The organism is Rufibacter roseus, assembly GCF_001647285.1.
Taxonomy (GTDB): Bacteria; Bacteroidota; Bacteroidia; order Cytophagales; family Hymenobacteraceae; genus Nibribacter; species Nibribacter roseus.
In genome coordinates this window covers 1-25504 of record NZ_LRML01000010.1, presented here as the reverse complement: position 1 = coordinate 25504, position 25504 = coordinate 1, and the positions used below count along the sequence as shown (strand labels likewise).

24 protein-coding genes are annotated in these 25504 nt (G+C 46.0%); 14 read left to right on the top strand and 10 right to left on the bottom strand.

Annotation, left to right across the window (positions count from 1 at the left end; translation table 11 throughout):
• Positions 1-40: 40 nt before the first annotated feature.
• Positions 41-1096, bottom strand: a complete 1056-nt coding sequence (locus A8O23_RS15025) for an amidohydrolase family protein (RefSeq protein WP_066622707.1) — start codon at positions 1094-1096, stop codon at positions 41-43.
• Between the two features lie 264 nt (positions 1097-1360).
• On the opposite strand from A8O23_RS15025, the gene A8O23_RS15020 reads away from it, so the two are divergent.
• The 4 genes from A8O23_RS15020 (at position 1361) to A8O23_RS15005 (ending at position 5680) form a co-directional block, all read left to right on the top strand.
• Entirely contained in the window at positions 1361-1753 is a 393-nt protein-coding gene (locus A8O23_RS15020) for a RidA family protein (RefSeq protein WP_066622706.1), read from the top strand.
• A 204-nt stretch (positions 1754-1957) separates the two neighbouring features.
• Entirely contained in the window at positions 1958-3241 is a 1284-nt protein-coding gene (locus tag A8O23_RS15015) for a dicarboxylate/amino acid:cation symporter (protein ID WP_317039551.1), read from the top strand.
• Positions 3242-3545: 304 nt separating this feature from the next.
• A complete protein-coding gene (locus A8O23_RS15010) occupies positions 3546-4403 on the top strand; it encodes an SDR family oxidoreductase (RefSeq protein WP_066622702.1) in 858 nt (285 codons plus the stop codon).
• 545 nt (positions 4404-4948) lie between these two features.
• Complete coding sequence (locus A8O23_RS15005; RefSeq protein WP_066622701.1) at positions 4949-5680, top strand: YebC/PmpR family DNA-binding transcriptional regulator; 732 nt, start codon at positions 4949-4951, stop codon at positions 5678-5680.
• A 128-nt stretch (positions 5681-5808) separates the two neighbouring features.
• Here the strand turns inward: A8O23_RS15005 and A8O23_RS15000 are convergent, their stop codons facing one another.
• The 5 genes from A8O23_RS15000 to A8O23_RS14980 all read right to left on the bottom strand — a co-directional run bounded on the left by A8O23_RS15000 (position 5809) and on the right by A8O23_RS14980 (position 8527).
• Entirely contained in the window at positions 5809-6204 is a 396-nt protein-coding gene (locus A8O23_RS15000) for an STAS/SEC14 domain-containing protein (RefSeq protein ID WP_066622699.1), read from the bottom strand.
• A 418-nt stretch (positions 6205-6622) separates the two neighbouring features.
• Positions 6623-7015 carry a hypothetical protein gene (locus tag A8O23_RS14995; RefSeq protein WP_066622697.1) on the bottom strand — a complete coding sequence of 131 codons (393 nt, stop codon included), beginning with the start codon at positions 7013-7015 and terminating at the stop codon, positions 6623-6625.
• A 43-nt stretch (positions 7016-7058) separates the two neighbouring features.
• Positions 7059-7466: an aldo-keto reductase family protein gene (locus A8O23_RS14990; RefSeq protein WP_066622694.1), complete on the bottom strand. Its 408-nt coding sequence runs from the start codon at positions 7464-7466 to the stop codon at positions 7059-7061.
• 71 nt (positions 7467-7537) lie between these two features.
• A complete protein-coding gene (locus A8O23_RS14985; RefSeq protein WP_066622692.1) occupies positions 7538-7930 on the bottom strand; it encodes a hypothetical protein in 393 nt (130 codons plus the stop codon).
• Positions 7931-7999: 69 nt separating this feature from the next.
• On the bottom strand, positions 8000-8527 hold the full coding sequence (locus A8O23_RS14980) for a 3-hydroxyanthranilate 3,4-dioxygenase (RefSeq protein WP_066622690.1): 528 nt from the start codon (positions 8525-8527) through the stop codon (positions 8000-8002).
• 293 nt (positions 8528-8820) lie between these two features.
• On the opposite strand from A8O23_RS14980, the gene A8O23_RS14975 reads away from it, so the two are divergent.
• From A8O23_RS14975 to A8O23_RS14960, 3 genes are all read left to right on the top strand, one after another.
• Positions 8821-9609: an SDR family oxidoreductase gene (locus A8O23_RS14975; protein WP_066622688.1), complete on the top strand. Its 789-nt coding sequence runs from the start codon at positions 8821-8823 to the stop codon at positions 9607-9609.
• Between the two features lie 74 nt (positions 9610-9683).
• Positions 9684-11126, top strand: coding sequence for an aldehyde dehydrogenase (locus A8O23_RS14970; protein ID WP_066622686.1), 1443 nt, complete (start codon positions 9684-9686; stop codon positions 11124-11126).
• Positions 11127-11706: 580 nt separating this feature from the next.
• Entirely contained in the window at positions 11707-13905 is a 2199-nt protein-coding gene (locus A8O23_RS14960) for a S9 family peptidase (RefSeq protein WP_066622681.1), read from the top strand.
• A 262-nt stretch (positions 13906-14167) separates the two neighbouring features.
• On the opposite strand, the gene A8O23_RS14955 is transcribed toward A8O23_RS14960, so the two are convergent.
• The 4 genes from A8O23_RS14955 to glmM all read right to left on the bottom strand — a co-directional run bounded on the left by A8O23_RS14955 (position 14168) and on the right by glmM (position 18505).
• Positions 14168-15136 carry an L-threonylcarbamoyladenylate synthase gene (locus tag A8O23_RS14955; protein WP_066622678.1) on the bottom strand — a complete coding sequence of 323 codons (969 nt, stop codon included), beginning with the start codon at positions 15134-15136 and terminating at the stop codon, positions 14168-14170.
• Positions 15137-15275: 139 nt separating this feature from the next.
• Positions 15276-15743: a hypothetical protein gene (locus A8O23_RS21765; RefSeq protein WP_066622676.1), complete on the bottom strand. Its 468-nt coding sequence runs from the start codon at positions 15741-15743 to the stop codon at positions 15276-15278.
• Between the two features lie 18 nt (positions 15744-15761).
• Positions 15762-16904, bottom strand: coding sequence for a cysteine desulfurase family protein (locus A8O23_RS14945; protein ID WP_066622673.1), 1143 nt, complete (start codon positions 16902-16904; stop codon positions 15762-15764).
• 206 nt (positions 16905-17110) lie between these two features.
• A complete protein-coding gene (gene glmM / locus A8O23_RS14940) occupies positions 17111-18505 on the bottom strand; it encodes a phosphoglucosamine mutase (protein ID WP_066622671.1) in 1395 nt (464 codons plus the stop codon).
• A 202-nt stretch (positions 18506-18707) separates the two neighbouring features.
• On the opposite strand from glmM, the gene mazG reads away from it, so the two are divergent.
• The 7 genes from mazG (at position 18708) to A8O23_RS14905 (ending at position 25474) form a co-directional block, all read left to right on the top strand.
• On the top strand, positions 18708-19517 hold the full coding sequence (mazG, locus tag A8O23_RS14935) for a nucleoside triphosphate pyrophosphohydrolase (protein ID WP_066622669.1): 810 nt from the start codon (positions 18708-18710) through the stop codon (positions 19515-19517).
• 239 nt (positions 19518-19756) lie between these two features.
• Positions 19757-20611: a MotA/TolQ/ExbB proton channel family protein gene (locus tag A8O23_RS14930; protein ID WP_066622665.1), complete on the top strand. Its 855-nt coding sequence runs from the start codon at positions 19757-19759 to the stop codon at positions 20609-20611.
• 26 nt (positions 20612-20637) lie between these two features.
• Positions 20638-21243: an ExbD/TolR family protein gene (locus A8O23_RS14925; RefSeq protein ID WP_066622663.1), complete on the top strand. Its 606-nt coding sequence runs from the start codon at positions 20638-20640 to the stop codon at positions 21241-21243.
• Positions 21244-21258: 15 nt separating this feature from the next.
• Positions 21259-21789, top strand: a complete 531-nt coding sequence (locus A8O23_RS14920) for an ExbD/TolR family protein (RefSeq protein WP_066622661.1) — start codon at positions 21259-21261, stop codon at positions 21787-21789.
• A 3-nt stretch (positions 21790-21792) separates the two neighbouring features.
• Positions 21793-22620, top strand: coding sequence for an energy transducer TonB (locus tag A8O23_RS14915; protein WP_066622659.1), 828 nt, complete (start codon positions 21793-21795; stop codon positions 22618-22620).
• A gap of 373 nt (positions 22621-22993) precedes the next feature.
• Positions 22994-23944: a PstS family phosphate ABC transporter substrate-binding protein gene (locus tag A8O23_RS14910; protein ID WP_066622657.1), complete on the top strand. Its 951-nt coding sequence runs from the start codon at positions 22994-22996 to the stop codon at positions 23942-23944.
• A gap of 39 nt (positions 23945-23983) precedes the next feature.
• Positions 23984-25474, top strand: coding sequence for a tetratricopeptide repeat protein (locus A8O23_RS14905; RefSeq protein ID WP_066622655.1), 1491 nt, complete (start codon positions 23984-23986; stop codon positions 25472-25474).
• Positions 25475-25504: the final 30 nt, after the last annotated feature.

Sequence of the window (25504 nt, the reverse complement as noted above, 5' to 3'; positions counted from 1 at the left end):
AAGTTGCTTCTGCCACGGCAGAAAAATTATTTTTTAGTTGTTACTTTTTTTTTGACTCGTGAGCCGATAAATAATGGTGCATAAACCGCTCCTTCTCCATACCTAACCACCCCAGTGCCGAACCGCTCAGCAGCATTTCCTTCAATTCAGGCGAGTAATCCATTGATTCGATCAGTTTGCCTGGCTCAAGCTCTCCCAACGGGAACGGATAATCAGAACCCAGTGCCACCTTGTCGGCGCCAAACTGCTTCACCACAAAATCAAGGGTGTTGGGGCAGTGTACAAGGGAGTCAATCCAGAACTTGCCAATGTACTCTTCCGGGGCAACAGGATTGTCTACGGCGCACAAATCAGGACGTACATCAAAGCCATGCTGAATACGACCCAACGTAAACGGGAAGGAACCGCCCCCGTGAGCAAAGGCCAGGCGCAGGTTGGGCAGACGGCGCAGCACTCCGCCAAAAATTAGCGAACAGATGGCACGGGAGGTTTCAGCTGGCATACCAACAAGCCAAGGCAGCCAGAATTTCCGCATTTTCTTTTCGCCTATCATATCCCAGGGATGCACAAAAATGCTGGCTCCTAAATCTTGGGCCGCCTCAAAAATTGGAAACAACGAGGGGTCGTCTAGGTTGGTGTCATTGATGTTGGAGCCTATCTGTACGCCTGCCAGCCCCAGTTCTTTCATGCAGCGCTCCAGCTCCTTTATTGCCAGATCAGTGTCTTGCATAGGCAAAGTGCCCAACCCCACAAAGCGGTGCGGAAAATCAGCTACTACGCCAGCAATATGGTCGTTCAGAATTTTGGAGAGGTCCCAGGTGTGCTCGGGCTTGGCCCAGTAGCTGAACATGACCGGCACTGTACTCAGCACCTGTACCTGCACCCCATGTTGGTCGCAATCGTGCATGCGCACCTGCGGGTCCCAGCTGTTACTCTGAATCTCACGGAAAAAGCGGTCGTCTTTCATCATGCGGGCGCAGCAGGGCTTGTGGTGCTCCAGCCGTATAAAGCCGCCGTACCCGTATCGTTCCTGCAAGTCTGGCCATTTCTCAGGCAAGATGTGCGTGTGGATGTCTATCTTAAGCGGCAGATTCATGAGGACTATACGAACAAACAGTAGTAACCGAGGCTCAAAATAAGAAAATCTACCCACTTGTTACGGTTCTTTTTATGCAGCCGGCAGAAGTAATAATTAATTAACCGCTAGCCGCCTTTTCTGTTTTCGCCCTCTTTTTAAGAAAGTAAGCCTAAAACGGATTTCTATCAGCTCATACAGTTTTGTGAAAAATTTTTATCAACAGGCGCAGGAAAGTTCTTCGCAGCTAAGTACTATTGCCGTACATTTTTTTTCACTCTTGCTATGTCTGCACCAAACCGTCAGCTTTTCTCGTCAGGCGCCCCTTGGGAGGGCACTGTAGGTTATTCCAGAGCCGTAAAAGTAGGGCCCATCATTGAAGTAGCCGGCACTACTGCCGTAGAAAATGGCCAAGTAGTTGGCGCTGGAGATGCCTATGCTCAAACCAAGTGTATTCTGCAGAAAATAGAGAAGGTACTGCAGGAAGCCGGAGCCAGTTTAGAGCATGTTACGCGCACCCGCATGTTTGTGACCGACATCAGCCAGTGGGAGGAAATTGGCCGCGCCCACGGCGAATTCTTCGGGCAGATAAGACCAGCCACCACCATGGTGGAAGTGAAAGCATTGATTGACCCAGCACTACTGGTGGAGATTGAAGTTAGCGCCTACTGCCCATAAATTCTGGCGCCTGTTTTCGGCCTAGTTTTTAAAAACTTGCCCAAAACAGAGAGTGGGGGCTCCCCTGCTTTTCACCGAATAAAGGAAAAAGCAGACAGCCCGCTCTTAGATTTCTAAAAGAGACTCAGGAGACGCACAGCAGGTTTTAGCAGCTATCTTACAAAGTTTGCGGCTATTTTCCATATATTTCGAACTATGAGGAAAATGGCATTACACTGGAAGATTCTAATTGGCATGGCTTTGGGCGTGATTTGGGGCTTACTGGCAAGCGTCTTAGGCCTAAATGATTTCACCTTAGACTGGATAAAGCCCTTTGGCACCATCTTCCTTAATTTACTTAAACTCATAGCCGTACCGCTGGTATTGGTTTCTTTGATTCAGGGTGTCTCTAGCCTGAGCGATGTTTCTAAACTCTCGCGCATTGGCACTAAAGCGGTGGCCATTTATCTTACCACTACAGTTATTGCTGTTTCCATTGGGTTAGTGTTCGTGAATGTTTTTAAACCTGGCCACTCTTTCTCTGAGGAAAAACGAAACGAGTTTAAAGAGCAGTTTGCCTCTACTGCGAATGAACGTGCCCAAACCGCCCAGCAAGTGCAGGAAGCGGGGCCATTGCGGTTTCTGGAAGACATGGTGCCTACCAATATTTTCGGCTCCTTGACTAACAACACCCAAATGCTGCAAATCATCTTTTTTGCCTTGCTGTTCGGGATTGCCTTGGTCATGATTCCGCCCGACCGAGCCGCGCCGGTTTTTGCCTTTTTTGATGGCACCAATGAAGTGATCCTGAAAATGGTGGATCTGATTATGCGCTTTTCGCCTATTGGTGTGTTTGCCTTGCTGGCTGGTTTGGTGGTAGACTTTGCCGGAGATAGCCCGGGTCAGGCAGTAGAATTACTGGCAGTGCTTGGATATTATTCGGTTGTGGTGATAGCAGGTTTAGCCGCCATGATGTTTATTGTGTATCCGCTAGCAGTTTCTCTGTTTACCAAACAATCTTACGGTACTTTTTTGCGAGGTATGTTTCCGGCGCACATGCTGGCATTCTCCACCAGTTCCAGCGCCGCTACCCTACCGGTCACCATGGAGTGCGCAGAGAAAAATTTGGGCGTTTCTAAAGAGGTGGCCAGTTTTGTGTTGCCTTTGGGCGCCACCGTGAACATGGACGGCACCAGCCTTTATCAGGCAGTAGCGGCGGTATTCATTGCCCAGGCCTTTGGTATGCAGTTAGATTTGGCGGCACAGTTAGGTATTGTGCTTACCGCCACGCTGGCCTCTATAGGTACTGCCGCCGTTCCCGGAGCCGGAACAGTTATGCTGGTAATAGTGCTGCAACAAGCCAACATTCCTATTGAGGGAATTGCACTTATTTTTGCCGTTGACCGCCTCTTAGATATGTGTCGCACCATTATCAACGTAACCGGTGATGCCGCCGTCGCCACCATTGTTGCCAATGGCGAAGGGCAGCTATTGCCACCCGAAAATTAGATTACACCTTCTGCAAAGCTGTTTTGAGCCTATTTTATGAAAAATAAGCCCAAAACAGCTTTTTAGTTCCTGATTTTTTGCACCTGTTCATACAGTACTTTTTTAAAGCCGGAAGCTCTGCACTTTCTCCCCCAGAAGCAATAAAAATTATTATCCCACAGCAGCTATTGTATTAACTAATATGCAAGCATAACTTCTATTCAATAAGTTTTTTCTAATTCATTCTTGAATAGTTTGATAAAAAGCTAAAAAGCAGTAGATTAGGTTTGCAGAATTCTGTTCCCCCGCATTATTCTATAATCTTATGGAAACTGTACTTGTATTAGGCGGCACCGGCTGCCTGGGCTCCTGTATTCTGGAGGTGCTTAGGCAACAGAAATACCATGTACGTGCCACGGCCCGTACGGCCTTGAAAGCCGAGCAGCTCAAGCCGTCGGTGGATGAGGTGGTGATTTGTGACCCTACCAACGCCGCCACCCTCAGCCCTTCCTTGCTTGAGGGAGTTTCCTATATTATCTCGGCATTGGGTAAAAGCCTGAGCCTTTCTGACCGTAGCAAAACCACTTTTCATGAGGTTGACTTCAAGGGCAACCTGAACATTCTGCACCTGGCTCAGGCCTACGGGAAAGTGAAGAAATTTGTATATGTAGCTGCTTTCAGTGGGGAAAAGCACCTAAACGTAGCCTATTTTAAGGCACATGAAGACTTTGCTCAAGCACTGCAACAAAGTGACATTCCGGCCACTATTGTAAAACCACCGGCTCTCTTTTCTGCCTTTCTTAATTTGCTACCCATGGCCCGCAAAGGCAAGTTAGCTTCTGTAGGCCCCGGCGACTGCCTCACTAACCCAATTCATGAGCATGAGGTAGCAGAAGCATGCGTTGCCTCCCTCACCCAACCCGAAACAATTATTGAACTAGGAGGACCAGTTTCTTACTCACGATTGGAATTGGTGAAGCTGGTTGGCAAAAGTGTAAAACGCTGGGGAAAAGTAAAGATAATTCCGTATTGGGTGGCAGCATCGGTGTTACCCTTGGTGTGGCTGGTCAACAGATCTCTCTACGAAAAAGCCTCGTTTTTTGTAAATGTAACCCAATCTGACTGCGTAGCTCCAGTGAAAGGAAAGCTACGGCTAGAGGATTATCTGGCTGAACACGTTTGAGAAATTAGAAATGAGAGGAGCCGCATTTCTTCCTTTTATCTTCACGCCTGATTTCTATTGGCCACACCCATTTTGATTACTGGCGCAAGCGTCCGCTTGTGTCTGAACGCGTATCTGATTAGAGGCAATCCATATGGCTCCACCCCTTTTCTGCCCTTGTTAGTATTATTACAAATAAGCGAAAAAACAGCCCAAATGGTAATAATGCTACTTTATCAGCACTACTAGGCAGTTGAAAGAAAAGACAATGTTACAGCTTGATTCGCAGTTTTACTTGTTGGTGATAACACCAACAAGGGCAGCGGAACGACGGCGGATAAAGCAAAAACAGATGGCACAATGCGTGCAGACACATGCAGATGCTTGCGCCAGTAGCTTGTAGAATCCAGGATAATTGTAACTGGTCTTGGGCTGTCTTCCGAAATTTCCACACCTTCTTTTTCTGCTCTGTTCCAAGGAATAAAATTCTGCAGAAGGAATCAAACCCTGTTGGGGCATCCGCCGTTTTTCCCGATATTTGCGTTAATCGTTTTAGATAAAACCGCATGGGAAGAGCATTTGAGTTCCGGAAAGCCCGGAAAATGAAACGCTGGGACATGATGTCCAAGCAGTTCACCCGCATAGGGAAAGAGATTGTGATGGCCGTTAAATCCGGAGGCCCAGACCCCGACTCTAACGCCCGTCTGCGCGTGTGCATCCAGAACGCCAAAGGGGTTAACATGCCCAAAGACCGCGTAGAGGCCGCCATAAAACGTGCTCAAGGCAAAGAGGAAGCCGATTATTCTGAAGTAGTATATGAAGGTTACGGCCCCCATGGCGTAGCGGTATTGGTAGAAACCGCCACCGATAACGTGAACCGTACCGTGGCCAACGTGCGCATGCACTTTAACCGCACCGGCGGCGAGTTAGGCCGCACCGGCCAGTTTGACTTTATCTTTGAGCGCAAAGGCGTTTTCCACTTAGATGCCGAAGGTCTGGACATGGAAGAACTGGAGCTGGACCTGATTGATTTTGGCCTGGAGAGCATTGACAAAGACGAAGAAGAAAACGAAATCATTATTCAGACCTCTTTCACTGACTTCGGTGCTATGCAGAAAGCATTAGAAGAGCGTGGACTCAACGTAAAAAGCTCTGAGCTACAACGCTACCCAACTGTCTTAAAAGAACTGACACCAGAGCAGCAGGAAGACATGATGAAACTGCTTGACCGCTTAGAGGAAGATGATGACGTACAAGCTGTCTTTCACAATATGAAAGAAGACCAAGAAGCGGAATAAAGCGTTTTTAGCCTGATTTTTAGAAACAAGCCTAAAAACACCCACAATATAAAAGCGAGGCCCACCTTTATTAAGGTGGCTCGCTTTTATATTGTGGGCTATAAATAACCCAAAGCATTTCTTTGTGTCTATTCGAAGTCAAACCAAGCCATGGCTTCCTCTTGAGAAGCAAAGCTTTGTATCTCAAACGAGAAGTTGGCTTGCTTTCCAAAGTTCTGCACCTGCTTTTCCCGCACAGTGCTGTCTGTCACTATTCTTGCCAGCTTCTTAAGCCTTGTGGAGACTAATGCTTTGGCAAACTGGCCAGAGATTTCCTCATACTGCTGGGTATTTATGGCCACTACTGTGTTACGGGCATCTACCAGCAGGTTTGAGATATCGTAATTCCGGATGGTTTCTACTAAACTGTCTAAAATGTAGTGCAGCTCAGGCAGAGCATACTGGTTAAAGTTAGGCCACTCTACAAACAGTATATCCCGGGTAGGATCGTACTCTAGATGCAATATTTTATGTGAGATGATCATAGATTGCTTTCGGTTCTTTCGTCTAGAATACCTCTTCTTTTAAAGGAAAAGGCCTTTTAGAAGAATGTAGCCGAGCAAATTTTGCTGAAGCTCTGGTATGGTAACGCCTTATTAGTGGGTTAAGTGCCTCAATTGCCAGTGTTTCTTTGATCATCTTTGAACAACTTATTCAAAGCACCTTAGCCGCCGCACTTTTTCATTTGATGTTAACAAACCCTGCCCCGCAGAATTATCTCTAGACAATAGCGATTGGGGAGGGCAAAAATGTCAACAGCAGGCTATTTCTTTGGCAACATCGGCGTGGTAAAAACAGGTTCCACCGCTGATATTGGGCATGAGCATGATTTATGTGGTTCCGCTTTGTTGGTACAGAGGCAGAAAATTGCTCGGAAAGGTAGATATCAGTTAAAAGCCTGGCTCATGATTTAAACCAGGCCAAGGCTTCTTCTTTTTTCACGAAATAGTGGCTTTCAAAAGTAGACTTTTCCTTACCCCGCACCATGATGGTGGTTATGGCTAAATGGCTGTCTAAGTCTTCGGGTATAACCAAGGCAACTTTCCTAACGCCTAACTCAGATAGCCGGGGAAGCAACGTTTCACTTGTCCATTTTTGGTCGGCAGGCTGAATTTCACCTATAAGACTGGAGTTAGCCAGCCAATATTTGAGTTTTTTTTCGGCTACCACATCCATGCAATAGGTCACCGCCTCCCTGAACTGGGCAGACGTAAACGAGCCTGACCAATCCATGGTGATCACAGACGTTTTTTCGTTTACATCAATGCGCAGGAATGGAAATTCTTTCACTATCATTATCTGAAATTACAAGCAACAGCAATAACGGTTGCAGAGTTTTTTATGAGATGACTTCCCTATCTCTAATCCAGGCCAATGCCTCTTCTTTGGTACTAAACGACTCTAACTCAAAACTAAAGTTAGACTTCTTCTTGAAATTTTCCACATGTCTTTCCCTTACGGAGCTATCACTCACAAGTCGTGCCAGTTTTTGCAAACGGGTGGTGAGCAGGTTCTGGGCAAACTTACCTGATATCTCCTCATAGTCTCCTTGGTCTATGGCCACCACAGTTTTTGTTGCATCAACTAATAAGTTCTTTATATCATAACTTCGTATTGTCTCCACTAATGATTCTAAAGTATAGTGTAGTTCAGCAAGGGAGTAGTTGTTGAAGTCTGGCCATTCTACAAACAGAACGTCAATAGAAGGGTCATAGTCGAGGTGCAATAATTTATTAGATATAATCATTCGTTAAAGCAAGGTAAGAACCTCTGATGTTTTAGTTTCTATCAGAAAAACTATGATTTACTCTACAGGCTTCATTTCAGCCAGGCCAACGCTTCTTCTACTTTCACAAAGTAATGGGTGTCAAATTGAATATTATCTTTTGCCTCTACAATAATGGTAGAAATGGCCAAATGGCTATAAAGATCTTCCGGAATCACTAAAGCCATTTTTTTCAACCCCACCTCTGAAAGTTTAGGCAACAGAAACCCGCTTGTCCACTTTTGATTTTCAGTTTCAAGCCTTGCAATGTTAGAAGAGTCTGCTAGCCAAAACTTGATCTTTAAAGCAGTTACTCTTTCCAAACACCACAAACATGCCTGCCTAAACTCCTCAACAGTGAATTTATTTGACCAATGTAGTATGATAACTGATGATTTTTCGTCTATCTCCACCTTTAGCCCAGGCAGCTCCTCTCTAACTATCATAAAAATTTTTAATTGACCTTACCTTGGCAAGGTACTACTTTATAAAGAACTATCATGGTGGTGTTGCATCTACTGTGCCACCACCGGCTTCTCCAAAACTTCGCCGCAGGTATTGCAGGTACGCAGCTCTTCTGAAGCCCAGAACTTATTCATTACTACGGGTAACTGCCCTACAATGTCTGACACCGGAATATGCTCTTCGTATAATTTATTGTTGCAGTTTTCGCAGTACCACTGAAAACCGTCTAACTCGGTCTCATCGCGGTAGCGCTCCATCACCAGCCCTACGGTGTTGGGGCCACGGCGCGGGGAGTGGGGCACGTTGGGCGGCAGCAGGAAAATACTTCCTTCTTTGATTTCAATGTCTTTAAACTCGCCCTCGTCAATTACCTTCAGCACTATGTCGCCTTCTAGCTGGTAAAAGAACTCCTCGCCGTTGTTCACGTGGTAATCTTTACGCGAATTAGGGCCACCTACCACCATCACTATAAAATCTTTATTGTCTTTATACACCTGCTGGTTACCTACTGGTGGCTTAAGCAGGTGGCGGTGTTCCTCTATCCATTGTTTAAAGTTAAAAGCGGGTTGTAAGGCCATGACGGTAAAATTGAATAGTCTTGTATTTCCTGATTTAGGCACAGGGACGTCCCAAGGTACGAAACCTTCTGCGAAAAGGTAATTTCTGTTTTCAGCCTAATTTCTGAAAAACAGATTAAAAACACCTTTATAATTGCTGATTGTTGATAGTTGATTGTTTTTGTCAGTACTCATTTATCATAATTGTCTCAAGTCCGGTTTAAAGTGACCAGCTCGAAAAGCAGGATATCAACGCACAATTCCCTATTTTAACCACTCAGAATTCAGAACTCAAGACTCAGAACATTTCTATAATGGATTTAAACTTACAGCACAAGCACGCCATTGTGTGCGGCAGCTCCCAAGGCATTGGACAAGCCGTTGCCTTAGAACTAGCTCAATTAGGTGCCACCGTTACTTTAGTTGCCCGCAGTGAAGAACGCCTCCAGAAAAGCCTGCTTCAGCTAGATGTTTCCAGCGGACAGTTACACAAGTACCTGGTGGCAGACTTTACCCGTCCGCAGGAGGTGCAGGAACAGGTGGAAAAACATTTACAAGAGGTTGGGCAGGTGCATATTCTGGTTAACAACACTGGCGGACCGGCAGGCGGGCCAGCCATAGACGCCGCCGTTGATGAGTTTGAGAAAGCTTTCGCCGCCCACCTCATCTGTAACCATATTCTGGCGCAGGCGGTGGTGCCATATATGAAAAAAGCAGAATACGGGCGCATCATCAACATTATTTCTACTTCGGTGAAGCAGCCCATTAAAGGTTTGGGCGTGTCTAACACCATAAGAGGCGCCGTAGCCAACTGGGCGAAAACTTTGTCTTTTGAGCTTGCTCCCTTTGGCATTACAGTGAACAACGTTTTGCCTGGCGCCACGGTCACGGCACGGCACCATGCCCTGATTGAAAGCAAAATGCAGAAGACCGGACTCTCTAGAGAGGAAGTAGAGCAGGAAATATTGGCGGGCATTCCGGCCAACCGTTTCGCGGAGCCTCACGAGGTAGCGGCCGCGGCGGCTTTTCTGGCTTCCCCGGCGGCAGGCTACATCAACGGCGTCAACATACCCGTAGACGGCGGCCGGACCGGAAACCTTTAGAAGAGTCTTGAGTTCTGAGTAGCGAGTCCTGAGTCTTGTGTCTTACATCCAGCGTCTAACTTTTAGCATCCTTTATGCTGCACCTCCAGAACTACATCAACGGCACCTTCTCCCCGCCTGCCTCTGGTACATATTTGCCAAACATAAATCCAGCCACGGGCGGGGTTTTCTCTCAGATACCTGATTCTGATGAGCGGGATGTGCAGGCGGCGGTGGAAGCGGCACAGGCGGCATTCCCGTCTTGGTCTGTGCTGCCGGCGGAAAAGCGGGGTCGTCACCTGATGCGGCTCTCGGAGCTGATTGACCAGAATCTAGATCGTTTGGCTGAAGCCGAGACCACTGACAATGGCAAGCCCCTGCAACTCGCCAAGACAATAGACATTCCCCGCGCCAGCAGTAACCTGCATTTTTTCGGAACGGGCATTCAGCATTTCGCGTCTGAGTCGCACTTTATGGAGGGGGTGGCGGTGAACTACACCGTGCGCAGACCGTTGGGCGTGGTGGCGTGCATTTCCCCGTGGAACCTCCCGCTTTATTTATTTACCTGGAAGATTGCGCCGGCCCTGGCCGCCGGAAATTGCGTGGTGGCCAAGCCCTCTGAAATAACTCCGTACACGGCCCATCTGCTGGCGGAACTTTGCGTGGAAGCTAGTCTTCCGGCGGGGGTACTGAACATTGTGCACGGCACCGGCCCCAAAGTGGGCGCAGCTATGGTGGCACACCCAGAAGTCAAAGCCATCTCCTTTACCGGCGGCACCCAAACCGGTAAAGCCATTGCGCAGGTAGCTGCTCCTATGTTCAAGAAACTGTCACTTGAGTTAGGAGGCAAAAACGCCACCATCATATTTGCCGACTGCGACTTTGAAAAAACAGTAGACACCGCTGTTCGGGCTGCTTTCGCAAACCAAGGGCAAATCTGCCTGTGTGGCTCCCGCATTCTGGTAGAACGCCCACTATATGAGAAATTTAAAACTGCTTTTCTGGAGAAAGTAAGGAACTTGCAAGTGGGTGACCCTTTAGCAGTTGACACTAAACTAGGCGCTTTGGTCTCAGAACAACACCTGCAGAAAGTAATGAACTACATTGCATTGGCCAAAGAAGAAGGTGGCACCTTGCTCACCGGTGGCGAACGCGTGCGGATGGAAGGCCGCTGCGCTAACGGGTATTTTCTGCAGCCAACTGTATTCGAAAGTCTCTCCCACTCCTGCCGCACCAACACTGAAGAAATCTTTGGACCAGTGGTCACGCTAAGACCTTTTGATTCTGAGGAAGAAGCCGTTCACTTCGCCAATTACACTGACTATGGCCTTGCCGCCTCCGTCTGGACCCAAGACCTTACCCGCGCCCACCGCGTAGCACATTCTTTGCAATCGGGCATTGTGTGGGTGAACACATGGCTCCTCCGCGATTTGCGCACTCCCTTCGGTGGCATGAAACAAAGTGGCGTGGGCCGTGAAGGTGGTTGGGAAGTACTGCGGTTTTTCACCGAGCCGCAGAACGTGTGCGTAAAACTTTGATTATTAGTTGTTGTTTTGATTGTTGGTTGCTGATTGTTGATTGTTATCTAAGAACCTGTTTAAAGCATTCATTTCAGGTTTATTTTATTGCGTTTACATGGCGCAAGCGTCCGCTTGTGCGACGTTTTTGGGCTACTTTTATAAAAACAGTCCAGAAACAGAAGCTCTTTTTAAGGCACAAGCGGACGCTTGCGCCAGTCCTTTATAAGAAAATTCTAAACGGCTTCTAAGAATAGAAAACAATTTGATATTCGTATAAATGCGTTTTAAGCCTCTTTTCCAGAAAATAGCTCAAAAACACCTGCTCAAAAGGCCTAGCAGTGTCTTTCAGACCTGCTAGTGTCTATGCCAACAGCAGTTTCTATAGGTGTCCATCCTTGCCACGTAATTCGTCCAACGCCAATCTGGAGATTGGCTGTCCTCTTGAGCGTAGAGCGCTGGCGCTAACTCTAAGCACAACCTCCCTCTTCCCTAAACAATCAACAACAAACAACCGACAATCAAAAACGAACGCTTGTTCCCTTCTGCCATTCTTAAATAATTTGCCTATTTTTAAGGCTACGAACTTCTTAACAAACAAATGAAACATACATTTAACCGTCTGCTGTGGGCGGTATTCTGCCTTGCTTTGGCAGGAGGCGCACAAGCCCAGCAAAAACAGGAATTCACCTTAGACGATATCTTTAGAAAGGGCACGTTTCAGGCGCGCTCGGTGTACGGCGTCAACTGGATGCGAGACGGCCAATTCTACTCCTCTCAAGTGGCTGACCAAGCCACCAAAGCCGTGGACATTGTGCAGGTAGACGTACGCAGCGGGCAAACACACAGCATCATTTTAAAAGGCGATGCCCTAAAAATCAACGACAAGATTTTGGATTATGATGACTTCGGCTTCAGCGGAGACGAAACCAAAATCTTATTTGAAACCGAGCATGAGCCTATCTACCGCCGCAGCAGCAAAGGCCATTTCTACGTGTACGACCGTGAAAACCAAAAACTGCAGAAGCTGAGCCAAGGCGGTAAACAGAGCTACGCTACCTTCTCGCCTGATAACAAGTTTGTGGCATTTGTGCGTGACAACAACCTGTTCTATGTAGACATGGCCACCATGCAGGAGCGCCAGATTACTACTGACGGCAAGTGGAACTTCATCATCAACGGCTCCACCGATTGGGTGTATGAAGAGGAATTCGGGTTCGCGCAGGCGTTCTTTTGGTCGCCGGACGGTACGCAAATTGCCTACTACACCTTTGACGAGAGCCAAGTACCCGAATATAACATGCAAGTGTGGGGTCCGCTTTATCCGCAGGACTACAAATTCAAATACCCGAAAGCCGGTGAAAAAAATGCCATTGTCTCTATTTCCGTTTTCGACCTAAAAACTGGAAAATCAACCAAAATGGACGTTGGGCCGGAGAACGACCAGTACATTCCGCGCATCAACTGGACCAACACACCTAACCTACTGTCTATCCGCCGCATGAACCGCCTGCAGAACACGCTGGAGATTCTGCACGCCGATTCTAAAACCGGACAAAGCAAAGTGGTTCTAACGGATAAAGACAAAGCCTATGTAGACATTAATGATGACCTTACTTACCTGAAAAACGGCAAACAGTTTGTGTTCAGCTCAGAGAGAGACGGCTTTAAGCACCTGTACCTGTATGATTTGAACGGCAAACTGGTGCGCCAAATCACCAAGGGCAACTGGGAGGTTGACAACTTCTATGGCGTAGACGAGAAAAATGGCTTGGTGTACTACTCCTCCACTGAGGTATCACCGCTGGAGCGACACCTGTACAGCATCAAGCTGAACGGTAAAGGGAAGAAAAATCTTACCCCAGCCAAAGGCTCGCACTCTATCAACATGAGCCGCGACTACAGCTATTTCATAGATTACCACAGCACCATCAACACCCCGGTAACAGTAAGTTTATATACCGCTGCCGGCAAGCAGGTGAAAGTGCTGGAGCAAAATGAGCGGCTTAAAACCACATTGACGAACTACAGCATTCCGAAGGCTGAATTCTTCCAGTTTAAGACCAAAGACGATGTGACCCTGAACGGCTACACCATTAAACCCGTTGATTTTGACCCGAACAAGAAGTACCCGGTTTTGATGTTCCTGTACGGCGGCCCGGGCAGCCAGCAGGTGGTAGACAGCTGGGGTGGCCGCAACTACTTATGGCACAGCTACCTCACGCAGCAAGGCTACATTATTGCCGTTATTGACAACCGTGGCACCGGTGGCCGTGGCTCAGACTTCAAAAAATTAACCTACGGCAACTTGGGGCATTATGAAACCATAGACCAGATTGAAGGCGCCAAACATTTAGGTGGTTTACCGTTTGTAGACAAAGACCGTATTGGTATCTGGGGCTGGAGCTTCGGGGGCTACATGAGTTCACTGGCCATTACCAAAGGAGCCGATGTGTTCAAAGCCGCTATTGCGGTGGCTCCGGTGACCAACTGGCGCTTCTATGACACCATTTACACCGAGCGTTTCCTGAAAACGCCACAGGAAAACCCTGATGGGTATGACCAGAATTCACCGGTATTCTTTGCCGACAGGCTGCGTGGCAAGTACCTGCTCATTCACGGCACCGGTGATGATAATGTGCACTTCCAAAATTCCATTGAAATGGTAAATGCCTTGGTAAAAGCGAATAAACCTTTTGACAGTGCCTACTACCCTAACCGGCATCATGGCATTAGCGGCGGCAACACCAGTATCCACCTGTTCACTAAAATGACTGACTTCGTGCTGAAGAACCTATAAGCTGAAGTTTATATAATGATAAAGCGCAGCTCTATAAAGAGCTGGCGCTTTCGTTTTTGGCCTACTTTTTCAAAAAGAGCGCAAAAAAGCTTTGGGCACAGACACTAGCAGGTCTGGAAGACACTGCTAGGTCTTTTGAGCAGGCGCTTTTAGCTTCTTTTCTGAAAAACTGCCCCTCATCCTAACCTTCTCCCTGAGGGAGAAGGAACTGCGACGATGTATCTGGGGCTGAAGTTTTCAACATAGGTTTAGACCAGAAGCTTTATTCTTCTGCCTGAAAACTTGCCCGTTGCAGCCGGTCGTTGATGGCGCGGCCCAGGCCTTGTTTGGGCATAGGTTCCGCAAGAATGAAGTCTATGTTTTGACTATCTAAGTAGCGGAGGGCGGAGAAGAGGTTTTTGGCAGCTTCGTTTACATTACCGGTGGCGGAAAGTTGGATTTGATGTTCCAGCGGCACTGATGGGAACAGCTTCTGCAAGGAAATAATACCTACGCGTGCGGCATCAAAATTAGGCAAGTCGGTTTCAATGCTCCCGAGCAGCACTCTTCTACGGGGGGCGTAGTGGCTGCTGAGCATGCCGGGGGCAGTCGGGTTTGAAGATGACGTCCTGATTTTTGCTTCAGATACCTGTATCACCTCGGCCAATTCCTCCAGCGCCAAACCGCCTAAGCGCAACACTTCCACCTCATCTCCATTTAACCGCAGAATGGTAGATTCCAGCCCTATCTGGCACTCACCGCCGTCTAAAATATAAGGTAGCCGCCCTCCTAACTGGTCTTGCACATGCTGCGCAGAAGTAGGGCTTACGTACCCGAAAGGATTGGCACTGGGGGCCGCCAGCGGGAAAGGCAATTGACGCAGCAGCTCCAGCGTGAGCGGGTGCCGAGGTATGCGTACGCCCACACTGTTGTGGCCGGAGGTAACGAGCAACGGAATGCGTTCGGCTTTGGGCAAAATGAGCGTGAGGGGCCCAGGCATAAACTTTTCAGCTAGCTGGTAGGCTACATCAGGTACTTCGCGCGCAATGTTAGTGACTTCCTCTATGGAATGTGTGTGCACAATGAGCGGGTCAAACGCCGGGCGCTGCTTCGCCTCAAATATCTTGACCACGGCAGCCTCATCAAAGGCGTTGGCTGCTAAACCATACACGGTTTCAGTGGGTATGGCGACTAAATCGCCTTGGGTTAAATATGCGGCTGCCCGTTGTAGGTTTTTGCCAATGTCTGCCATTTCTAAACTAACTATTTTGCAAAGCTACTACGAGACTCCTTGATATTCAGCTACACCGGCAACTAAAAAGCCTGTTTTGGGGCTGTTTTTCTAAAAACAGCAAAACAGGCTTTCTTTACTAATCATCAACAGTAGTAGATTAAATGACGCGGCCTTCTTTTTCGGCTTTGCTGTCTAGGTAGCTACCTATAAACAACCCCAAACAAAGCCCAATGGGAATACCCATAGCAATGTTTTTGAATGCTGCTCCCCAGGGCAATCCAATGGCAATACCAAGCGGAAGCCAGATAGTTTTATAATGTCCCTTCCTTACCAATTTGAAGCGCTCCTTCAGTTTGCTTTTCAGAGAATCTACTTTACTCAGGTACACTCGGTATTCCTTGCTTTTCACATCGTACGTGGGCGGTATCAAACTTACCAATTCCTCAATTTTCTGCTGCAGGCTGACAAGCTCCTGGTCAGAGGCGGGTAGTGAGGGAAGCTTAGTCAGCAGATTCCGGAGGAAAGGCACGAAATAGTTTTTAAGCTCCTGCTCTTTGTATAACTGAGAACGGTTTTCCAGCTCCAGCGCCGTTTGCTGAAGCCATGGTTCAAGGGGAATTGTCACTATAATTCTGATAAAATATTAGGCCGTTTCTTTCTGGTAAAGTTTAGCCAAAGCAGCCACGGTATAATCAATTTCTTCAGGGGTGTTGTACTTGCTGAACGAGAAGCGCACATTGCCGCGGTTCATGTCTGAGCCCACAGCACGCAGCACGTGAGACCCTAAGTCTACGCCGCTGGTGCAGGCGCTCCCGCCCGAGGCAGAGATTTTCTGAATGTCTAGGTTAAAGAGGAGCATTTCGTTTATCTCTGAGGCCGGCAAACACACGTTTAGCACGGTGTAAAGACTCTTATCGGCTTCGGCGGAAAGGCCATTGAACTGCACATCTTCAATTTGCTCGCGCAGCTGATGAAGCATGCGGTCTTTCAAACTTTGGATGTGCTGTTGGTGCTCATCCATGTCGCGATAGGCTATCTCCAGGGCTTTGGCCAAGCCAATGATACCGTACACGTTCTCGGTGCCGCCCCTCATGTTACGCTCCTGAGAACCACCCTGAATTAACGGATGAATTTTATTTGAGGAATCTACATAGATAAAACCAACGCCTTTGGGCCCATGGAATTTATGCGCCGAGCCTACCAAGAAGTTCAAACCTAGTTGCTGCACATCGTGGCGGTAGTGGCCCATGGTCTGCACCGTGTCTGAGTGGAAAACCGCATTATGTTTCTTGCAGATATCGGCTATGGTTTGGATGTCATTGAGGTTACCAATTTCATTGTTGGCGTGCATGATAGAGACAAACGTACGCGGCTGATTAGCCAGCGTCTCTTCCAGATGCTCTAAATCAAGTACGCCTTTGCTATCTACCTTGAGTAGGGCCAGCTCAATTTCACCGTTTTTCTCCAGCACTTCCAAAGAATGCAGCACCGCGTGGTGCTCCAAAGGCGAAGTGATGGCGTGCTTCAAACCAAGGCTCCGGATGGTGCTGATAATAGCCAGGTTATCGGCCTCGGTACCGCCAGAGGTAAAGAAAATTTCAGAGGGCGAGGCATTCACCAGGCCTGCCACTGTTTTTCGGGCGCCTTCTATGGCCGCTCGTACCTGCCTGCCGTGTGCGTGTATGGAAGAGGGGTTTCCGTAGTGCTCCAGCATAAAGGGAGCCATAACCTCAAAAACTTCTTTGTCTAGCGGGGTGGTGGCCGCATTGTCTAAATATACACGCATGGAAATCTTAGTTTTTACAACAACAACAGGTGAAACAGATACGGTTCATAGCTTTCAGATTTATCTGAGCAGATTCGGGTTCAAAATTAAGTTATTTTCCGTCAACCGCTTTAGTATGGCGTGGCTTTAAAAAGAAATTCTGTTTTAGGGCTACTTTTATAAAAGTAGCCCTAAAACAGAATTCTTAAGTGATCAGGAAGAATCAACTATTCTGATTTATCGGAAATTATTTCCTTGATGTCTCCAATGATTTTATTAGCCAAATGGTCAGCGGTAGAGAGGCTGTCTGACTCAGCATAAATACGGATGATTGGCTCTGTGTTAGATTTGCGCAGGTGCACCCACTCTTTGTCAAACTCAATCTTAACCCCGTCAATGGTATTGATAGGCTGCTTGGCATACTGCTTCTGCACCTTCTCCAGAATGGCGTCTACATCAATGCCCTGCGTTAATTCAATTTTATTTTTTGAGATGTAGTAGCTAGGGTATTTAGAACGCAAGGTAGACATGCGCAGGCCAGATTTAGCCAAATGCGACAGGAACAGGGCAATGCCCACCAAGGCATCACGTCCGTAGTGCAGCTCTGGGTAAATAATACCTCCGTTGCCCTCGCCGCCAATGACTGCGTTCTGGGCTTTCATCATGTTTACCACGTTCACCTCTCCTACCGCCGAGGCATAGTAGGTGCCGCCGGCTTTCTCTGTCACATCGCGCAGCGCACGAGTAGAAGAAAGGTTAGACACGGTATTGCCAGGATTGTTTTTCAACACATAGTCGGCTACAGCAACCAAGGTGTACTCTTCACCAAACATGCTGCCATCTTCGTTCACCAAGGCAAGGCGGTCTACGTCTGGGTCAACCACAATACCTAAATCGAAGCTGCCTTTCTCCATTACGCGGGCAATCTCGCCTAAATTTTCAGGCAGTGGCTCAGGGTTATGGGCAAAATTACCGTCGGGCTCGCAGTATAATTTCTCTATTTGGCTCACGCCCAATTCTTCCAGAAGCATAGGTACCGCAAAACCTCCGCTGGAGTTCACGGCGTCTACCACTACTTTAAAATTGGCGGCTTTTATGGCCTCCACATCTACCAAAGGCAAATCAAGAATGGCTTTTATATGCTTCTTCAGAAACTTGTCTGACTGTCTGTATTTGCCTAGTTTATTCACCTCGGCAAACTGAAAAGACTCCTGCTCAGCAATCTCCAGTACCAGTTTACCCTCGGCATCATTGATAAATTCACCGTGTTGGTTCAGGAGCTTTAAAGCATTCCACTGCTTTGGGTTATGGCTGGCCGTGAGAATAATACCACCGCCTGCTTTTTTTGCAGGTACCGCCATCTCTACCGTTGGGGTGGTAGACAAACCAAGGTCAATCACATCAATGCCAAGGCCCTGCAGGGTGGCCGCCACCAAACGGCTTACCATCTCGCCAGAAAGGCGGGCATCACGACCAATTACTATAGTATTGATGTTGGTGGTTTGCTGCACCCAAGAGCCAAAAGCGGCTGTAAATTTTACTACATCTACAGGGGTAAGCCCTTGACCAGCTTCACCTCCAATAGTACCTCTAATTCCGGAAATAGACTTTATTAATGCCACGCTTCTTCTCTTTAATCACACAAAACTAGTAAAAACAGGATGATATATTGCAACAAAGGGTGGTTTGCCACTCTTCCACCACTACGTAAAAAGAATCTTAGTGAATAGAATTAGAGGTAAAAACACCAAGACTGTTGTTACCAATTTATTAAGAAAAGAAACTATGCAATCGATTTACTAACATTCCCTTTATCTTTGCATAATGGAAAACCAATCAGCAGCCCCCCAGCCCCGGAAAGCACAACTGGAAGCTTTTAACCGGCTGCTGGACATTCTGGACGAGTTGCGCGAAAAGTGCCCTTGGGACCGAAAGCAAACCATGGCCAGCCTGCGTCACCTCACCATTGAGGAAACCTATGAGCTTTCTGACGCTATTTTAAAGGAAGATTTACCCGAGATAAAGAAAGAACTGGGCGATGTCATGCTGCACCTTACTTTCTACGCCAAGATAGCGGCAGAACAAGGTGCTTTTGACTTAGCAGATGTATTGAATGCGCAGTGCGACAAACTGATTTTCCGGCACCCGCATATATACGGAGAAGCCAAAGCTGACACGGAGGAAGAAGTTAAAAAAAATTGGGAAAGCCTGAAGTTAAGAGAAGGCAATAAATCTGTACTGGCAGGCGTTCCTGCTTCACTCCCCTCTTTAGTGAAAGCCATGCGCATTCAGGAAAAGGCCCGCGGTGTTGGATTTGATTGGGAGAACCAATCACAGGTATGGGAAAAGGTAGAAGAAGAGCTAAGTGAATTTAAAGCAGAATTCAATAAGTCTGAATTGACAGCAGAAGACAAAGCAAAAGCCACCGATGAACTAGGCGATGTACTCTTCTGTTTGATCAATTTTGCCCGCTTTCTGGATTTAAACCCAGAAGAGGCGCTTGAAAAAACAAACTTGAAATTCATAAAAAGATTTCAATATTTGGAGCAGGCTTCCAGCAGAGACGGCAAGAATTTACAGGAGATGACATTGGCAGAAATGGATGCCTACTGGAATGAAGCCAAAAAACTATGAATTAGTAAATTTTAAACTATATCAATATCTAATTAAAGTTTTCTAATGAATTTTAAGATGAAATTTGATTTTATGCGTTTAAATCCCTAGGCTTGTATTTACGTTGCTCATAAAGTGTAAAAATAAAATCAGGTGGCTAGTCCCAAAATGGAATTATCTTTACAAAATGAGCATTTAAGTTTTTAACCATTTATTTTTTTACAACAAACACAACAACTAAACCTAAATTTTTAGAACCGATGGAAAAAAAGAGTGCACCTGCATCTGCAACACCAGTAAAGAAAGAAGGCAAAGCAGGCTCAATGTTTGCAAGCATCGTAATTCCGGTGGCCCTTATAGCCGCTGTTTTGATTTATATGTTTATTTTGGGTAACCCCGCCAACTTTGAAGGCAATGACAACGCTAACCACCCACTACCAGGCAACTATTTGGGTCAGGTTTACAAAGGTGGATTTATTGTACCTATTCTTATTGCTATTAACATTTTGGTTATCACGTTCTCTATTGAGCGTTATTTAACTATCAGCAAAGCAAAAGGAAGCAAAGGCTTAGAGGCGTTTGTACGCAGCGTACGCCAGAAAATGAACGTGGGTGATGTAAACGGCGCTATTGCTATCTGTGATCAGCAAAAAGGATCAGTAGGCAATGTGGTAAAAGCTGGTTTGCTGAAGTACCAGGAAATGCACAACGAGCATGGCATGACTAAGGATCAGCGTATATTGGCTATTCAGAAAGAAATTGAAGAAGCTACCGCCCTTGAATTGCCAATTCTTGAGAAAAACCTGGTAATCATATCTACTATTGCCTCAGTTTCTACTCTGGTAGGTCTTATTGGTACAGTATTGGGTATGGTTAAGGCATTCGCGGCCCTTGCAACTGCAACTGGTGCTCCAGATGCAACTCAGCTGGCAAACGGTATCTCTGAGGCCTTGATCAACACGGCTCTTGGTGTAACTGGATCTGCTATCGCTATTATTGCTTATAACTTCTTTACAAGCAAAATAGACGCGTTGACTTACAGCATTGATGAGGCTTCTTACAGCATCATCCAAACATATGCTGCTCAGCACACTGACAACAACAGAACTGTTTAATTGAACCTTGTTAGAAGGAAATTAAAATGCCTAAAGTAAAAATACATAGAACCTCTCCATCCCTGGACATGACTCCTATGGTGGATTTGGCATTCCTTCTGGTAACGTTCTTCATGCTTATTTCGAAGTTCGCACCAGAGGAAGTGCTGGTGGTGGATACGCCGTCTTCGGTCTCTGAAATCAAAATGCCAGACGCTAACGTTATTACTATTAGTATTGGTAACGATGAGCGGGTATTCTTTGGAGTAGACGACAAAAAAACTAAACTGAGACTGATAGACAATATCAGTTCTAAGTATGGAGTGGGTTTCACAGAAGAAGAAAGACAAGTTTTTGCTACGCTTGGCTCCTTTGGAGTTCCTATTTCGCAGCTTAAATCGTTTTTGAACCTGAGCGCCGAAGAACAGAAAAGATTCCAGCAGCCGGGTATTCCTATTGATTCTGCCAGAAATGAATTAGGTGATTGGGTATTGCAAGCCCGTTATGCTAATCCACAGTCTGTAGTAGCCATCAAAGGAGACGGAAGTGCAGGTTATCCAGTTGCTGGTCGTGTAATTGACATCTTACAAGATAAAAACATCAACCGTTTTAATCTTGTAACAGACATGGAAGCGAAACCTCGTAACCTATAACGAAAGGATAAGAAAATGGCAGAAATACAACCGCAAGGCGGCGACGAAGGAGGTAAAAAACGGGCCAAAAAAGCCTCTACCAAAGTGGACATGACCCCACTGGTAGACTTAGGCTTTCTACTGCTTACCTTCTTCGTTATGACCACTACACTGGCCAAACCGCAGGTTATGGAAATCAACATGCCGGTGAAGCCAAAGACAGAAGACCAGCAAAATGAATTGAAAGCATCAAATGCTTTTACTGTTTTGCTTGGAGGAGACAACCGTATTTTCTATTACCGTGGCTTGCACCAGCCTAATGTTGGCGCTATTCCTGAAGTAGAAGAAAGTGATTGGTCAGCCAACGGCATCAGAAAGACGTTAGTAGAATCTACCCGTGCCAACCCTAACCTGGTTGTGCTTATAAAAGCGGATGAAACCTCTACATACAAAAATCTTGTTGATATTCTTGACGAGATGAGCATTACCGGTACACAGAAATATGCTGTGGTGAAACTTGACAACGCAGACGCTGGTTTACTTAGAAAAGCAGAAGGAGGAGAATAGCAAATGGATAGTAAATATTTAGCCACCGCCTCTTTGGATGATATGGTCTTTGAAGGCCGTAACAAAGAGTATGGTGCTTACATGCTCCGCAAGCTTTATAATAAGCACGTAACGCGAGCAACCATTGCAGCCATTGTACTTTTTGTTTTAGGCTTGAGCATTCCTTTAATTCAAAGCTTGTTCAAAGACGAAGAAAAAGTTATAAAAGCTCCAGTGGTAAAGGTGGTAGACTTAGCAGCGCCGCCTTCCGTAGAGAAAATTGTTCCACCGCCACCACCACCACCAGACGCACCACCACCACCACCGCCCGTACGGTCAACTGTAAAGTTTACCCCGCCGGTAGTGAAGAAGGACGAAGAAGTGGTGAAGGAAGAGATTCCGGATGTAAAAGAGCTTCAGAAAACTGATGCTGGAACAGAAACTGTAAAAGGTGACCCAACTGCACCACCTACCCTAGAAGGTATTGAAGGTGGTAAAGGTCCGGTTGGTCCAGTACAGGAAGTTTTTGAAGAGCCAAAAGTTTACATTGCGGTAGAGAAAATGCCTGAGTTCCCTGGTGGACAAGCAGCCATGTTCAAATACCTCAGCGATAAATTCCGGATTCCGTCTGCTGCGCAGCGTGCCGGTGCTGAAGGAACAGTAGTACTTTCTTTCGTAGTTGGTCCTACTGGTGAAATCAGCAACATTGAGGTGCTTAAGAAACTTGGTTATGGCTTAGATGAAGAAGCTATCCGGGTTATCAAGAGCATGCCAAAATGGAATCCTGGTGAGCAGAATGGTCGTAAAGTATCTGTAAAATACACAGTACCTTACCGTATCGTGATCAAGTAAGCTCATTGACTTTATTTAAAACTCCGGAGATAGACGTTCAAAGAAGGTCCGTCTCCGGAGTTTTTTTCTTATCTGCTCCTGCTCTGTCTACTGAATAGGAGCAATTGATTACCCCAAGCCACATATATCATGAGTTACTCTAGAAGACCCGAACCACGCCGCCCCAAAGAACAGCAAAATAGCGTCATGAAGTATATCTCTCTGTTTATAGTGCTTATATACTTTTGCTTTGGTTTGTACGTATTATTAGCAGGCGAAAACCAGTTGACGTTGCCAAAGCAGTATAAAATTATAATAGGCGGAATGCTCCTTTTCTATGGTTTTATTAGATTTGTAAGAACTTATCAACAATATTTTAAAAAAAATAGGCGAAATGATTAAAGTTCCTACACTATATAGCTGCCTTTTAGCAGCCTGCACCATACTAATATTCTCTGCCTGCAACCAATCTGGCAGAGTAGTAGACACACCAACTGCAGGGCATATTAGAATTAGCGTTGATGAAACGTTTGCCCCTATTTTTGAGTCTCAGGTGCATACGTTTGAGAATATCTATAAGAACGCGAGCATTGAGGCAGGCTATAAGCCAGAAGGACAGGTTGTGCAGGATTTATTGAATGACACTATTCGATTTGCCGTTTTAACCCGTCAGCTCACCCAACAGGAAACAGAGGAACTGGCAAAACAGAAGCTTACTCCCAGAGCCACCAAAATAGCCGTAGACGGAGTAGCGTTGATTGTTCACAAGGAAAATAGAGACACCACCCTCACAGTACAGCAGCTGCAGGAGATTTTCACCGGTAAGGTGACAAAATGGAATCAATTAGATCCGAAATCTCCTGATGCACCCATCACCATTGTGTTTGATAACAGCAACTCTAGCACCTCCAGATACATTGTTGACTCTATCAACCATAACCAACCTCTGCCAGCAAACGTTTATGCCTCAAAATCTAACAGCAGCCTGGTAGACTATGTGGCTCAGAACCGCAATGCTATAGGAGTGATTGGAGTAAACTGGATTAGTGACCGTGATGACAGTACTGCAACTAATTTTCTAAAAAAGATAAATGTGGTTGGAGTAAGTGCTAAAAGCAACCCCACTTCACCAGATGATTTTGTTCAGCCATACCAAGCCTATCTCTTTCAAGGAACTTATCCATTGCGAAGAGAGGTTTTTATAATAAGCAAAGAAGCACGTGCAGGACTTGGCACAGGTTTTGCATCTTTTGTAACTGGCGATAAAGGCCAAAGAATTATTTTAAAGTCTGGTTTAGTGCCGGCATCTATGCCTGTTAGGCTGATAGGGCTAAGACCAGAATAAGATTTTAACAAGTTTTACTACCATTAACAACCATAACCAATGATTAAGAACTGGAAAACGTATGGAGTTTTAGCAGCCGCCTTCTTTTCGACTGCTGGAATCTCAGCACACGCAACAGGTGGGCTGCGTTCTAGTGAAGTAGAATTTCTAGTAGCTGCAAAATCTCCCCTAGTATATTCAGCCCTGGCAGACCAAAAAAGTGACGCGGAAGCGTTGGTAAGCCAAGGCATAGCCGCCTTAAAACAGAACAAGCTTTCTGAAGCTCAGCAGCTTTTTGATCAGGCTATTAAAAAGTCAAAAGGCAAAGACGCTGATTTAATGGTGAAGATTGGTGAAGCCTATCTAAATCAGGAAATCAAAGACCTAACTTATGCTATCAAAGTATTGGAAGATGCGGTAGCCAAAGATTCTAAAAACGCTAAAGCTTACTTATTGTTAGGTGACGCCTATCTGAACAATAAGAATGTAGACGGCGGCAAGGCCATGGCTAACTATGACAAAGCCATTAACCTAGATAGCAAAAATGCCGAAGCTTATTACAAAAAGGGTCGTTTGTACGTGCAGTCACGTAACTTTAAAGCTGCTAATGAAAATTTAGAAGCTGCTATAGCTGCCAATCCTAACTTTGCACCTACTTACTTAGAACTTGCTGAACTGTATTACAGAGCTGAGCAATTCCCTAAGAGTGCTGAGTATATCAAAAAATATGTGTCTTTGGCTGAAAATACGCCAGCTACTCGCGCTAAATACGCCTCAATCCTTTACCTGACAAAGGAGTATGACAAGGCAATGAGCGAGATTCAAAGTGTGTTGAAAGCTGACCCAGACAACATAGCCATGAACCGTTTGCTTGCTTACACATATTTTGATACAAAGCAGAATGAAAAAGCATTGCAGGCAATGACTAAATACTTTGAGAAGTATGATGAGTCAAAAAGAATACCTTCTGACTACGAGTACTACGCAAACATATTAGTAGAAAACAAAAAGCCGCAAGAAGCTATTGCTGTCATCACAAAGGCCAAAGCTCTTGACCCTAAGAACACGTTGTACGATGACCTTTTAACCAAACAGTATTTAGCGGTAAAAGACTATCCTAAAGCCATAGAAGCGTACAAAGCTAAGTTTGCCACTACGCCTCCAACAAATACTGATTTGTTCTACTACGGCTTTGCCCACGAGTTAAATGATGACTATCAAACAGCTGATAGCATTTATGCTCTAATCACTACCAGCAATCCTACCTATGCCTACGGCCATTTATGGAGAGCAAGAGTGAATTCTAACCTAGACCCTGATACTAAAGAAGGTTTAGCTAAACCTCACTATGAGAAATTCATAGAAGTGGCTTCAGCTGATCAAGAGAAGTATAAGAAGGAACTGATTGTTGCTAACAACTATTTAGCCTACTACTATTTCTTGAAGAAAGACAAAGCCAATGCAACCAAGCACTGGGAAGCAGTAAAAGCTTTAGACCCAGCCAACGTATCGGCGATTGATGGTTTGAAAGAGTTAAAAGCCATGAAATAAGCTTAGGTGAACCACCTATAAAAAGAGAGG